Annotated in this window: 13 protein-coding genes; 5 read left to right on the top strand and 8 right to left on the bottom strand. The window is 75.4% G+C overall.

All coding sequences use genetic code 11. The features are described from left to right. On the top strand, window positions 1-201 hold a 201-nt coding region (locus IH44_RS41940), incomplete at its 5' end, for a hypothetical protein (RefSeq protein ID WP_035957388.1). After that, window positions 198-584: a hypothetical protein gene (locus IH44_RS0135880; protein ID WP_157852580.1), complete on the top strand. Its 387-nt coding sequence runs from the start codon at window positions 198-200 to the stop codon at window positions 582-584. The genes IH44_RS41940 and IH44_RS0135880, both read left to right, overlap by 4 nt. A gap of 81 nt (window positions 585-665) precedes the next feature. On the opposite strand, the gene IH44_RS0135885 is transcribed toward IH44_RS0135880, so the two are convergent. From IH44_RS0135885 to IH44_RS0135905, 5 genes are all read right to left on the bottom strand, one after another. Further along, window positions 666-2,117: a glycoside hydrolase family 6 protein gene (locus IH44_RS0135885; RefSeq protein WP_030464022.1), complete on the bottom strand. Its 1,452-nt coding sequence runs from the start codon at window positions 2,115-2,117 to the stop codon at window positions 666-668. 422 nt (window positions 2,118-2,539) lie between these two features. After that, window positions 2,540-2,911, bottom strand: a complete 372-nt coding sequence (locus tag IH44_RS0135890) for a hypothetical protein (RefSeq protein WP_030464023.1) — start codon at window positions 2,909-2,911, stop codon at window positions 2,540-2,542. A gap of 159 nt (window positions 2,912-3,070) precedes the next feature. Continuing rightward, window positions 3,071-3,997 carry a hypothetical protein gene (locus IH44_RS0135895; RefSeq protein ID WP_030464024.1) on the bottom strand — a complete coding sequence of 309 codons (927 nt, stop codon included), beginning with the start codon at window positions 3,995-3,997 and terminating at the stop codon, window positions 3,071-3,073. A 280-nt stretch (window positions 3,998-4,277) separates the two neighbouring features. Continuing rightward, window positions 4,278-4,949, bottom strand: coding sequence for a metalloregulator ArsR/SmtB family transcription factor (locus tag IH44_RS0135900; RefSeq protein WP_232795223.1), 672 nt, complete (start codon window positions 4,947-4,949; stop codon window positions 4,278-4,280). Window positions 4,950-5,008: 59 nt separating this feature from the next. Continuing rightward, window positions 5,009-6,199 (bottom strand): FAD-dependent monooxygenase, encoded by a 1,191-nt coding sequence (locus tag IH44_RS0135905; protein WP_030464026.1) that lies wholly within the window; start codon window positions 6,197-6,199, stop codon window positions 5,009-5,011. A gap of 123 nt (window positions 6,200-6,322) precedes the next feature. On the opposite strand from IH44_RS0135905, the gene IH44_RS0135910 reads away from it, so the two are divergent. Together IH44_RS0135910 and IH44_RS0135915 are read left to right on the top strand one after the other, a co-directional pair. Next, window positions 6,323-7,063, top strand: coding sequence for a TetR/AcrR family transcriptional regulator (locus IH44_RS0135910; RefSeq protein ID WP_051818027.1), 741 nt, complete (start codon window positions 6,323-6,325; stop codon window positions 7,061-7,063). Window positions 7,064-7,281: 218 nt separating this feature from the next. Further along, a complete protein-coding gene (locus tag IH44_RS0135915) occupies window positions 7,282-7,971 on the top strand; it encodes a hypothetical protein (RefSeq protein WP_157852581.1) in 690 nt (229 codons plus the stop codon). A gap of 314 nt (window positions 7,972-8,285) precedes the next feature. Here the strand turns inward: IH44_RS0135915 and IH44_RS0135925 are convergent, their stop codons facing one another. The 3 genes from IH44_RS0135925 to IH44_RS0135935 are packed head-to-tail and all read right to left on the bottom strand — an operon-like array spanning window position 8,286 to window position 11,181. Further along, on the bottom strand, window positions 8,286-9,071 hold the full coding sequence (locus IH44_RS0135925; RefSeq protein ID WP_030464029.1) for a heme ABC transporter ATP-binding protein: 786 nt from the start codon (window positions 9,069-9,071) through the stop codon (window positions 8,286-8,288). Next, window positions 9,068-10,150 carry an iron ABC transporter permease gene (locus IH44_RS0135930; protein ID WP_030464030.1) on the bottom strand — a complete coding sequence of 361 codons (1,083 nt, stop codon included), beginning with the start codon at window positions 10,148-10,150 and terminating at the stop codon, window positions 9,068-9,070. The genes IH44_RS0135925 and IH44_RS0135930 overlap by 4 nt, the downstream gene beginning before the upstream one ends. After that, window positions 10,147-11,181, bottom strand: coding sequence for a hemin ABC transporter substrate-binding protein (locus IH44_RS0135935; protein WP_030464031.1), 1,035 nt, complete (start codon window positions 11,179-11,181; stop codon window positions 10,147-10,149). The genes IH44_RS0135930 and IH44_RS0135935 overlap by 4 nt, the downstream gene beginning before the upstream one ends. A 171-nt stretch (window positions 11,182-11,352) precedes the next feature. Between IH44_RS0135935 and IH44_RS0135940 the strand changes: the two genes are divergently transcribed. Beyond that, window positions 11,353-12,655 (top strand): HtaA domain-containing protein (locus tag IH44_RS0135940; RefSeq protein WP_051818030.1); only part of this gene is annotated, 1,303 nt, incomplete at its 3' end.

The raw sequence follows: 12,655 nt of genomic DNA on the forward strand, positions 1-12,655 counted from the left end.
ACGCACACCCACACCCCCACCCCGACCCCCACCGCCGCCCACTCGACCCTGGTCGCCGCCCCGCCGCCGGACACCCCGGCCGGGCCGGGGCCGCTCGAGCCCTCGGTCTGGGCGACCGTCCTGCTCGTCACCGTCCTGCTGCCGGCCGCGCTCGCGGCCCTCGCCGGGCAGCACATCGCCTTCTCCAGGAGGAGCCGTTGAATCCCGCTCCGTTGATCGGCGCCCTCGGGGCCATGGCGCTCGCGGTGGGCGCGCTCGCGGTGGCGCACCGGGTGCGCCCAGAGGTTCCGGAGGGCGAGCCGTTCCCGGAACCGCATCCCACGCTCGGGGCGATCGGCTCCGGGCTGCTGTCCGGGTTCACCCTGCTGACGGGGTTCCTGATCGCCACCGGTTGGGCCGCCCGCAGCACCGGCATCGTGCCGCCGGACGGCCTGTACATCGCGGACCTCGCGGCGGGCGGCGCCGTCCTGCTGTACCCGTCGCTCGCGGGGCTGCCGTTCACTCCCCGGTACATCACGGCGGTGTGCCTGTTCGGACTGCTGGTCGGCTACGTGATGGTGACGGCCGTTCAGCTCCGGCCCTGATCCGCGTCGCAGGCCACCGGAAAAAGGGGTGCCCCGCCGGCCCACGGGTGGGGGGTGGCCGGCGGGGCTGGGAAGGATGGTTCAGGAGGTGGTGCAGGCGGCGCCGTTCAGCGTGAAGGCGGTCGGGGTGGTGTTGTTCGACCCGTACGTGGCCTGCAGACCGAAGCTGGTGGAGGCGCCGGCCGCCAGGGTGCCGTTGTAGCCGAGGTCGGTGGCGGTGACGGCGGCCCCGTTCTGGGTGACGGTGGCGTTCCAGGCACTGGTGATCTTCTGGTCACCGGGGAACGTCCAGCCGAGCTTCCAGCCGGAGATCGCGCTGCTGCCGGTGTTCTTCACCGTCACGTCGGCGGTGAAGCCGCCCGCCCAGGAGTTGGCCCGGTACGCGATCGAGCAGGACGCGTTCCCGGTCGGCGGCTGGGACGTCGGCGGCTGGGAGGTCGGGGGCTGCGACGTCGGGGGCTGCGAGGTGGGCGGCTGGGACGTCGGCGGCTGCGAGGTGGGCGGCGTGCTCGGGTCGGACGCGTTCTGGGCCAGCTGGTAGGCGATGTCGGGGACGAACGTCCCGGCCGCGGCCGCGCAGCCGTCGGCCTCGCCCGGGGGCTTGATCCACAAGAAGGCGTCGACCGCACTGTCGTTGGTGGCGGCGGTCGGGTAGTTGCCGATCTTGCGACCGCTCGGGTCGCACCAGACGCTGCCCGCGGGGCCGTTGCCGTTGCGGCTGGTGTCGATGACGGCGTGCAGGTTGCCGGGGCTGCCGAGGGCGTTCAGCACGTTGTGGGCGAACGAGGTCTCGTTGGCGGTGGTGTTGAAGTTGGAGACGTTGCTGAAGAAGCCGTCCGCGTTGAGCACGCCCGCGCTGCGCAGCCGGTTGGCCTGCTCGGAGGCCGAGTTCCAGGCGGAGTGGCCGGCGTCGAGGTAGACCTTGGCGTTCGGGTTGGCGGCGTGGATGGTGCCGACGGCGCGGGACAGCGAGGCGAACCGGTCGCTCTGCTGCTGGGCGCTCAGGCAGGTGGTGAGCGCGATCGAGTCGGGCTCCAGCACCACGACCGAGCGCGAACTGCCGAGCCCGGCCGCGAACTTGCCGACCCAGGCGTCGTACGAGCCGAGGTCGGGGGCGCCGCCGGCCGAGGCGCCGCCGCAGTCCCGGTTGGGGATCATGTAGGCCACCAGCACCGGCACCTGGCCGGCCTGGGCGGCGGCCGAGGTGACCGTGCGGACGTCGGAAGTGATGGTGTCGGGGCGGTAGTTGGCGAACCAGATGCCCTGCGACTGGCTGGCGATCCGCTTGGAGATCACCGGCGCCCGGTAGTCGCCGGGGTTGGCCGCGGCCCACTTGACCACCTGCGAGGTCGGGTCCTTGTAGAACTGGGTGTCGGCGGCCAGGCTGCCCTGCACGGCCGCGTCCGCCCCGGACTGGGTGACGGCGACCAGGCCGACGGCGGCGGTCGCGGCGGCGAGGGCGAGGGCGGCGGCGCGACGGGTCGGCCGGGCGGGCGGGACGGCGGCGCGACGGTGGGGGTCGGGGGTGTGCACGGTGTCCTCCGGGGGGTGCTCTCGGGTGGGAGAGGCGGTCGGCATCGAGGTGGGGACATGCTGACCGGGGACGATGCGGGAGCCGAAGCGTGGGAGCGCTCCCGCAGCGAACCGCGGCCGATGCTAGCGGCCCGACCCACCCCCGCGGCAGGCCCCCCGCACCACGAACTCCCGCCCCGCCACCCGCCGCTGACCCCGCGCCACGCTGTCGAACTGCTGTCGAACGGCCCCTTCGCACACGTCGCACCGCACTTCGGAAGGGTCCCCGACAACCCTCCCGATCCGGGAAACTTTCACACCCGGCCGCCGCCGAGCCCCCCGGGGACAGCCTTCCGGCCCCACCGCGCGGTGGCGAGGCACCCCTTGCACCCGCAACGGAGCGGTGCGGTGCCGCCGGTGTCCCCGACGGCACGCGTCCCGGTTCAGTCGGCCGTCAACGGGTCGGCCCGGGCGAGGAGTTCGGCGAGCGGGGTACCGGTGCGGGCGGCGATGGTCCGGCGGGAGCGCAGTTGGGCGCGGGTGCGGGGGCGGAACTTGGGTTCCCGTCCGCATCCGCAGGGTTCGAAGCCCTCGTAGCGCAGTCCGGCGGCCAGCACGGCCGCGACCACCGACCAGGCCTTCCGGTCGGTCCGGCGGGGTGCGGCGAAGTCGTGGCCGGCGCAGGCCAGCGGCCCGGTGCAGTTCGGGCAGCGGTAGCCGGGGCCCCGGTGGTCGGCGGGGTGGCGCTTGAAGCTGACCCGGCAGGACACGCACGCGTAGTGCATCTTGGCGGGGAAGACGGCGTAGGTGCACACGGCCCCGACCCTACCGGCGACCGCCCACCGCCCGCCGCCCGTTTCCGCCCCGTTCCCGTCCCGGCCGGGTAACCGGCGGGAGCCGGGCCAGGAACCGGCGAGGGCCGGGCCGGAGGACGAATCCCGACCCGACCCCTCGCGCACGGCGCTGAACACCGGTCAGCTACCGGTCTTGGCGCCCTTCATCAGTTCGGTGAAGTCCACCGTGTCGCTCGCCTGCGGGGCGCTAATCTCGACCTGGGTCCCGTAGTCGGAGTAGAGGCCGGTCGCGGTGAACAGGCCGGCCTTCATCTGGAGCTGTTCGACCTTCTTCGCCAGCAGGTTGTCCGCGGTGATCCAGACCTCGATGTGGTCGCTAGTGGCTCCGGCGGTGGCGAGCTGCTGCTTGAGGCCGTCGACCTGTTCCTGGGTCAGGCCCTGGGCGATGGCCTGCCCGGCGAGGTCGTCGGTCGTGACGTCGCCGGTGTACTTGGTGGTCGGGGCGCCGTTCACGGTCTCGGTGCCGGCCTCGTTGATCTTGCCGGAGGCGATCAGGGCCCGCACCGAGGCGATCGGGTCGGCGGTCTGCAGCTGCTTCTTGAGGCTCTCGCCGGAGGGGCCCATCAGCTTGGCGAGGTCCGCGTAGTCGTACTTGATCCAGTGGGCGCCGCCGAGCTGGCTCGCCATCCCGTCGCCCATGTTCACGTACATCGCGTCGCCGAGGTAGCGGGCGGTGAAGCTGCCGTCGCCGCCGGCCTTGGCGATGTTCGTGCCCAGCGCGCCGCCGAGGCTGCCGGTCAACTGGCCCTGCATGCCGTGCTCCCAGGCGATGGCGCCCTTCATCTCGTTCTTCGTGCCGCCGATCTCGGTGACCAGTTCGACCTTGGCGGACTTGGCCGCGCTGGTCTTGTCCCCGACCATCTTGAGCAGCGCGGCGGGCGTCAGGGCGGCGTCCTTCGTGGCGGCCGCCGAGCTGCCGTTGCCGTTGCCCTTGTCCGAGCCGTTCGGGGCGGCGTCGCCGCCGGCGCCCTTGCTTCCGCAGCCGGTCGCGGTCAGTGCGAGCGCGACGGCGGCAACGGCGAGGAACGTACGTCCGGTTGTGCGCATGAGCTTCTTCTCTCCCCCTGGGAACGCTCCGGGCGCGGTGTCTCCGCCCCCGGTGCCGACGGGCACGTTACCCGAGGTCCCCCGTCGCCGTTCTCCGGTTTTCGTGCCGGACTCTAGCCGATGCCGACGACAGCCCTGCGGCACCCCCGCACCGGCCCTGCGGCACCCCCGCACCGGCCCTGCGGCACCCCCGCACCGACCCGGCGACGCCCCCGCACCAGCCCGGCAACGCTCTCCCGGCCGCCCTGCGGCACCCCCGCACAGGGGCGTCCCCGCCGGTTCAGGCGGCCTCGACGGGCAGTTCGGCGAGCCGCCACTCGAGCATTCCGTCGTCGAGCCGGACGGCCCGGCGGCCGCGCGCGTGCAGCAGTCGGAGGGCGTCGTGGGAGAGGGCGCAGTACGCGCCGCGGCAGTAGACGACGACCTCGGTGTCGGCGGGGAGTTCGCCGATCCGGTCGGCGAGTTCCTCGACGGGGATGGAGAGCGCGCCGGGGATGTGTCCGGCGGCGTACTCCTCGGCGGGGCGGACGTCGAGGACGACGGCCCGTCCGGCGGCGACCAGGGCGTGCAGTTCCTCGCGGGTGAGGCTGTCGTCGGCCGGGTCCGCGCCGAGGTAGGCGGCGCTGGCGGGGGCGACGGCGGCCTGGTGGCGGGCGGCGACCTGGCGGAGCTGGGCGAACAGGGCGGCGACGTCGTCCCCGGCGAGGCGGTAGTGGATCCGGACGCCGTCGCGGCGGGTGGCGACGAGTCCGGCCTGCTTGAGGGTCTGCAGGTGGGCGGAGGCGGTGGTGAGGTTGAGCCCGGCGGTCCTGGCGAGGGCTTCGACGGTGCGTTCGCCCTGGGCCAGCAGGTCGAGCAGTTCGAGCCGCTTTCCGTTGGAGAGGGCCTTGCCGGTGGTGGCGAACGCCTCGTACAGCTCGGTCTTCGCGGCCCGGTCCGCCACGGCGGTCACCTCTTCCTCGCGCATTCTATGGAATAAGGGTACTGCCGCGCCGGTCGCCGTCCCGCCGCTCAGCGCTGCGGCGCGCGGGCGGGTTCGGGCAGGTCCAGGGTGGCGATGTCCTCGCCCATGGCGAGCATCCGCTCCAGCAGCACGCGCCGGCCGAGCAGGGTGTTGCGCAGCCACAGTCCGCGGGCGGTGCGCGGGGCGAGGAAGGGGCCGGTGCGGTCGCCGCCGCGCTGGCAGCGTTCGGCGTAGGGGCGGACGGTGCGCTCGTAGCGGGTGAGGGCGGTGCGGTGGTCGCCGTCGGCGCGGGCGAGTTCGGTGGCCAGCACGTACGCGGCGACCAGTGCGGTGCCGGTGCCCATGCCGCCGATGGTGGCGCCGCAGGCGGCGTCGCCGAGCAGGGCGATCCGGCCGGTGGACCAGGCGGGGACGTCGGCGCGGCTGATCGAGTCGACGTACAGGTCGCGGTCGTCGACCTCGTCCAGGGTGGCGAGCAGTTGCGGGACGGGGTGCGGCAGGTCGGCGAAGCGCTCGCGCAGCAGGGCCTTGAGGCGGGCGGGGTCGTGCCGGTCGAGGGCGAGTTCGGGTGCGGCGAACAGCAGGAAGGCGCCGGCCCGTTCGGGGTCGCGGGGGTCGGCTCCGGCGGCGGCGAGCCGGCCGGGGGTGTTGAGGCCGGTGCTGCCGGCGGGCAGGCCGAGGCGGTTGGCGAAGGGCCAGGTGGCGGCGTAGTAGCCGAGGTGGCGGACGTACTGCCGTTCCGGTCCGAAGGCGAGGGCGCGGACCCGGGAGTGCAGGCCGTCGGCGCCGACCACCAGGTCGAAGTGCCGTTCGGGGGCGTGCCGGAAGCCCACCCGGACGCCGCCGGTGTCCTGCTCGTCCTGCCGCAGGGTGGTGACGGTGTCGCCGAACAGGTACTCGGTGCCGGGGGCGCTGTGCCGGTGCAGCAGCCGGGCCAGGTCGCCGCGCCGGATCTCCACCTCGCCGCCGGCGAACTCGGCGGGCAGCCGCAGCCGGGTGCGGCCGCGGACGTCGGTGAAGGTCATCGGGGTGCCGCCGGTCTGCCGTTCGCGCAGTTCCTCCAGCAGGCCCATCCGCCGCAGCACGGTCAGGTGGGTGGGGCCGCGGAAGTCGACGGCCTGCCCGCCGGCCCGCAGCCCGGGGGCGAGTTCGACCACGGTGGGCCGGTGCCCGTACCGGGCGAGCCAGTACGCGAGCGCGGGGCCGCCGATGCCGGCGCCGGAGATCAGGATCCGCATGGTGTTCCTCCCGTGGCGGGTCACCGCCGATCAACTGCGTCCACCGGACACAGTTCGTTGCTGTGTACGGTAGACACAGTTCCGGGTCGCGCACAAGGCCGGCCCGTGGCGCGAGGAGGGGCCGTGACCGAACCGCACCCGGCGCTGCGGCTGCTGTGGGAGCCGCCCGCCCGCCCGACCAGGGGGCCGAAACCGGGCCTCACCCTGGAGTCGATCGCCCGCGCCGGGATCGAGGCCGCGGACGCCGAGGGCCTGGCGGCGGTGTCCATGCAGCGGGTCGCGGGGCTGCTCGGCCACACCAAGATGGCGCTGTACCGGTACGTGCCGGGCAAGGCCGAACTGGTCGCGCTGATGATCGAGCACGCCGCGGGCGACCCCCCGCCGCCGAGCGACGCCCCCTGGCGCGAGCAGCTCACCGACTGGGCGCGCCGGATGTCCGCCGTCCTGACCGCCCACCCCTGGCTGCTGGACGCCCTCGCCGCCCCCCGCCCCACCGGCCCGCGCGAACTCGCCTGGCTGGAACGCGTGGTGGCGGCCCTGGACGGCCACGGCCTGTCCGGCGCCGAACGCATGGACGCCGCCGTGCTGCTGGTCGGCCACGTCCGCACGATCGCCGCCCAGCACCGCCAGTCCCGCGACGGCTCGCCCGAGGCCGAACTGCTGCGCGCCCTCGTCCCCCTGGTCCACACCCACGCCACCCGCTACCCGGCCCTCGCCGCCGCCCTCGCCGAACCCCCCGACGGCCGCGACAACGCCTACGACTTCGGCATCGCCCGGATCCTCGACGGCCTCGCCGCCCTCATCGACCACCGCCGCGGCTCACCCTCCTCCGCCGCCGGGACGGACCGGGCGCCGGACGCCTGAGTACGGATGCTCAGGCGCCCGGCCCGCGACTCGCCGACAGTGGAGCGGAAGCCGGCCCCGGGGGCACGGATGACCGGCCCGGAGGCGTGAACGGCCGGCCCGGAGGCGCGGATGACCGGCCCGGAGGCGTGAACGGCAGGACCGGAGGCATGAACGGCCGCCCAGGCGGCACGAATGGCCGGCCCGGAGGCGGGGAAGACGGAACCGGAGGTGCGGAAGTGGCGCGGAGCGAGTCGTTGGGGGCCCGGTGCGCCCGGGCGTTCGGGCTGGTCGGGGGGCTCGCCGTGCTGTGGCTCCACGGGTCGAACATCGGCGGCCCCCCGAAGCGGACGATGCGGCGGCTGGCCGCCTCGCCCGAGGTGCGGGCCCGCCGGGACGCGGCGGAGCGGGAGATGCGGGCCGCGGTCGGACGGCTGGGCGCGGTGGACGGCCTGGAGCACGTGGTGACGCGTTTCACCGAGTCCTTCACCCGCTACACCCGGATCGTGAACTTCGGCTCCCCCTCCGTCCACGGCGTCACCTGCGACCTGCGGGCCGTCGCCTGGTTCGGCGTCCGCGGCGAGGTGGCCGACGTCCTGGACGAGCTGCGGCGGCAGGGCCTCGCGGACTGGCTGCCGGTGCCGGAGGGACGGCGCGACACCCCGCCGCCCGCGCCGGAGTTCGGCGCCCCGGGGCTGCGGATCGACTGGGACCGGCCGGGGGCGCCGCTGTCGCCGCCCGAACCGGGGCGGGCGCCGCGCCGCGGCCCCGGGACCGCCCGGCTGAGCCACCGCCGCTGGAGCGTCCCGCGCCGGCCGCCGCAGCCGGCGGACGCCCGGGCCCGGTACGGCACCCTGCTGGTCCTGAGCCTCGGCGGCCCGGGCCACCACGGCACGGGGCACTTCAGCGTCGACCGCCGGAAGGGCTGACGCCGCAGCGCCTCTGACCGGGCGTCAGGACTGGCGGCCGCGCGGGGCGGCGCGGTGGCGGCCGCGGCGGGCGGGGGCGCGGGTCGCGGTGACGGCCGCCGCGACGACGAGGGGGCTGAGCAGCAGAACCATGGTGAGGTGCATCGTGGTGCCTCCGGGTGTCCGGGTGGTCCGGTTCCTGCTGGTGCGGTTACCCGTACCTGGCGCGGACATGTGGACCGCCGGACCGGGTCACCCGCCCGGACCGCGCCCCGGCCCTGATCTCGCCCGATCGGTCGTCCACCATCGGTGGATCTTCCCGGGCCGACGATCCGTCAATCTGCTTCGCGGGGGCGCTCGGGCAGCACGATCGGCGCGCCCCCGCGCGGGTGCGCCAGGACCTCGACGGGGTGGCGGTAGACCCGGCTGAGCAGGTCGGCGTCCAGGATCTCGCCGGTGGGGCCGGTGGCGACGGTGCGTCCGGCGTCGAGCAGGGCGATCCGGTCGGCGTGCGCGGCGGCCAGCGTGAGGTCGTGCAGGACGACGACCACGCCGTGTCCGGCGTCGGCACGTTCCCGGGCGATCCGCAACACGAGTTCCTGGTGGCGCAGGTCGAGCGCGGCGGTGGGTTCGTCGAGCAGCAGCAGCGCGGTGTCCTGGGCGAGGATCCGGGCCAGGGCGACCCTGGCCCGTTCGCCGCCGGAGAGCGCGGTGAACGGGCGCCCGGCGAGGTGGGTGCAGTCGGTGGCGGCCATCGCGCGGGCGACGGCGGCCTCGTCCTCGGCGGGGGTGCAGCGGCCGGACCAGGGGGCGCGTCCCATCCGGACCACCTCGGCGGCGGGGAACGGGAAGGACACCTCGTGGGTCTGCGGCAGCAGGGCGCGGCGGCGGGCGAGTTCGAGCGGCTTGTGCGCGGCCAGCGGGCGGCCGTCGATCCGGACCTCGCCGCGGGCGGGGCGCCGGTCGCCGGCCAGCACGGACAGCAGGGTGGACTTCCCGGCGCCGTTGGGCCCGAGCAGGGCGAGGATCTCCCCGGCGCGCACGGTCAGGTGGACGTCGGCCAGCAACTCCCGTCCCCCGGCGGCGAAGCCGATCCCCTCGGCCTCCAGCAGTGCGGTCATGCCCAGCCTCCCTGGCGGCGTCGGGTGCGGCGCAGCAGCCAGAAGAAGAACGGGCTGCCGATGAGTGCGGTCAGGACGCCGAGCGGGAGTTCGGCGGGTGCGGCCAGGGTGCGGGCGGCGAGGTCGCCGGCGACCAGGACGAGCGCGCCGCCGACGGCGGCGGCGGGCAGCAGGAAGCGGTGGCCGGGCCCGGCGAGCATCCGCAGCAGGTGCGGGACGACCAGGCCGACGAAGCCGATGATGCCGCTGACCGCGACGGCGGCGGCGGTGAGCAGCGCGACCACGGTGATCAGCACGATCCGCATCCGTTCGACGTCCACGCCCAGGTGCCGGGCGGGGCGTTCGCCGAGCGCGAGCAGGTCGAGGCGGCGGGCGTAGCGGGGGGCGACGGCCAGGCCGAGGGCGGCGAACGGCAGGACGGCGAGCACCTTCGTCCAACTGGCCTGGGAGAGCGAGCCGAGCTGCCAGAACGTCACCTGGCTGATCGCGGCGGTGTCGGCGGTGAACAGCAGCAGGCCGATCAGGGCGCCGCAGAACGCGTTGACGGCGACGCCGGTGAGCAGCAGGGTGACCACCTCGGTGCGGCCGCCGCTGCGCGACATGGCGTAGACGGCGCCGACGGTGAGCAGGCCGGAGGCGAACGCGGCGGCGGTGACGGTCCACGAGCCGAGGGCGTCCAGGCCGAGCACGATGCAGGCGACGGCGCCGACCGCGCCGCCGGAGGAGACGCCGATCACGGCGGGTTCGGCCAGCGGGTTGCCGAACACGCCCTGCATCAGCGCCCCGGCGCAGCCGAGCGCGGCGCCGACCAGCAGGGCGAGCACGACCCGGGGCAGCCGGACGTTCCACAGCACCGATTCGGGGACCCGTTCCAGGGCGTGGCCGCCGAGGTGGGCGCGGTGGGCGAGCGAGGCGAGGATGTCGCCGAGCGGGATGGCGTAGGCGCCGGTGCCTGCGGCGAGCAGGGCGACGGCGAGCAGGGCGGCGCCGAGTCCGGCCAGCAGCAGCGGGCGCTTGTCGCGGGCGGGCTTGTCCGCCAGGGGCAGGGCGGGGGTCTCGGGCGGGGCGGTGGTGGTCACTTGGCGTCCCGGTGCAGTTGGTCGGCGATCTCGCGCAGCACCTGGGGGGTGCGCGGGCCGTAGGAGAGCAGGCGGCCGTCGTCGACGGAGATGATCCGGCGGTCGAGTCCGGCGGGGGTCTGGGCGACGCCGGGGAGCTTGAGCATGCCGTCGACGCCGCCGACCGACTGCAGGCCCTTGGTCATCACCAGGATCGCGTCGGGGGCGGCCTTGACCAGGGCCTCGCTGGTGAGCGGGGTGAAGTCGCCGGTGAGGCGGGCGGCGGTGCCCGCGTCCTCGCCGCCGGCGGCCTCGATCAGCGAGGGCGCGCCGGAGTCTGGGCCGCCGAGCAGGAAGACCGAGGCGCTGCCGCGCAGGTACAGGAACGCCACCTTGGGGCGGGCGGCCCCGGCGGCCGGGAGCTGCGCCCGCACCTCGGCGATCTGTTGCCGGGTGCGCTCCTTGAGCTGCGCGCCGGCCTCGGGGACGCCGAGCGCGGCGGCGACGGCGTCGATCCGGGGGCCGATGTCGTCCAGCCGCTTGGCGTCGTCCAGGACGATCAGCGGGACGCCGGCGGCCCGGATCTGTTCGACGGCCTCGGCGGGGCCGGTGCTGCGGTCGGCGAGGACCACGGTGGGGCGCAGCGAGAGGACGCCCTCGGCGGAGACCTCGTGGGCCTGGGTGATGACGGGGAGCTTGGCCGCCTGTTCGAAGGTGGTGGAGACGTCGCGGGCGACCGCGCGGTCGCCGAGGCCGAGGCTGAAGACCAGTTCGGCGAGGCTGCCGTTGAGCGGGATGATCCGCTCGGCGCTGGTGACGGTGACCTGGCGGCCGTCGGCGGAGGGGACGGTGACGGGCAGTCGGGGGGCGGGGGTGTCGGGCAGCGCCTCGATCCGGTCCGGGTCGGCGGCGGGGGCGGCGGCCCCGGCCTTCGGGTCGGTGGCGGTGGCGGCCCGGCCGGTGGCGCAGGCGGAGGCGCCGAGCAGGAGTCCGAGGACGGCGAGCAGGACGGCGGGGGCGGTTCTGCTCCGGTCGCGGAGGGTGCGGGTCAACCTCGGGCCTTTCTCGGTGCGTTGACGTCCCGTCGGGGCCGACCCGAGGGGTCGTGGGCGGAACACTTGACTCATATATTAGGTTAGCCTTACCTCAATTCGGCAAGGGGGTCCTGCCCTCCGCATCCCCTGCCACCTGCCCACTTCCCCTCCGCCGAGGAGTGATCCGCCATGCCCGTCCCCGGACGGCCCCCCGTAGCACCCCGCCGCCCGGCCGGACGGCTGCGCGCCGCGCTCGTGCTGCCGCTCGCCCTGCTGCTGGCCCTGGCCTGGCTCCCCGGCCGGGCCGCCGCGGCCGACCCGGCGGTCTCCGGCGGCCGGCTCGACTGGGGCGTCAAGCAGTCCTTCCTCACCTACCTCACCGGCCCGGTGGCGAACGGCAAGTGGGCCCTCACCGGCGGCGCGGCCACCGTCGGCGGCTCGGTGTTCCGCTTCCACTCCGCGGCCGGCAGCTACGACCCGGCCACCGGCGCGCTCTCCGCCGCCTTCCAGGGCGGCGTTCGCTTCACCGGCCACCCGGAGAACGGCGGCAACGCGCTCGACCTCGCCCTCTCCCGGCTCACCGTCAAGGCCGGCGCCGACGGCAGCGCCGGCCTGTACGCGGACGTCAGCTCCAAGTCCCGGCAGACCGGCCGGACCTCCAGCGCCGCCCAGGCCCGGATCGCCGACCTCTCCCTGGCCGGCGTCTCGCTCAGGAACGCCGCCGGCACCCTGACCCTGAGCAACGTCCCCGCCACGCTGACCTCCAACGGGGCCGACGCCTTCGGCGGCTTCTACACCGCGGGCACCGCGCTCGACCCGCTCACCTTCTCCGTCACCCTCAAGTCCCCGGCCACCGCGCCCACTTCGACGCCCACCCCGTCCGCGACCCCGACCACCGAGGCTCCGACCGCCTCGGCCCCGGCCGCCACCGTCCTCGACCGGGGCGCGTTCGACTGGGGCGTCCGGCGCACCTTCCGCGACTACGTCACCGGCTCCGTCGCCCGGGGCGGTTGGCAGCTCGGCGACGGCGCGGCCGACGGCGGGGCCTTCTTCCGCTGGACGCCCGCCCGCGGCAGCTGGGACCCGGCCACCGGCACCCTCGACGCGGCCTTCACCGGCACCGTCCGCTTCACCGGCCTGCGCGAGGGCGACGCCGACCGCCTCGACCTCACCCTCGCCAACCCGCACCTCACCGCCACCGGCGCCGAGGGCCGCCTCACCGTCGACGTCTCCGGCCGCACCCCCGACGGCGCCACCCGCACCGCCACCGCCACCGAGATCGCCACCTTCGACGCGGGCGCCCTGAGGACCGAGAACGGCCTGCTCACCGCCACCGACCTCCCGCTCACCCTCACCCCCGCCGGGGCGGGCGCCTTCGGCAACCTCTACCCGGCCGGCACCGAGATGGATCCGCTCACCGTCAACCTCCCGCTCACCCCCGCCGCCCCCGTCCCCCCGCTCCCCGACCTCGGCGCCACCCCGGTGCCCGCCC

Origin of the sequence: Kitasatospora sp. NRRL B-11411, from assembly GCF_000721345.1 — a bacterium.
GTDB lineage: Bacteria > Actinomycetota > Actinomycetes > Streptomycetales > Streptomycetaceae > Kitasatospora > Kitasatospora cineracea.

Bases quoted from the DNA above. Each gene is read 5' to 3' on its own strand.
- IH44_RS0135895 (WP_030464024.1), bottom strand. From the start codon at position 3,997: ATGCGCACAACCGGACGTACGTTCCTCGCCGTTGCCGCCGTCGCGCTC.
- IH44_RS0135925 (WP_030464029.1), bottom strand. From the start codon at position 9,071: ATGACCGCACTGCTGGAGGCCGAGGGGATCGGCTTCGCCGCCGGGGGA.
- IH44_RS0135905 (WP_030464026.1), bottom strand. From the start codon at position 6,199: ATGCGGATCCTGATCTCCGGCGCCGGCATCGGCGGCCCCGCGCTCGCG.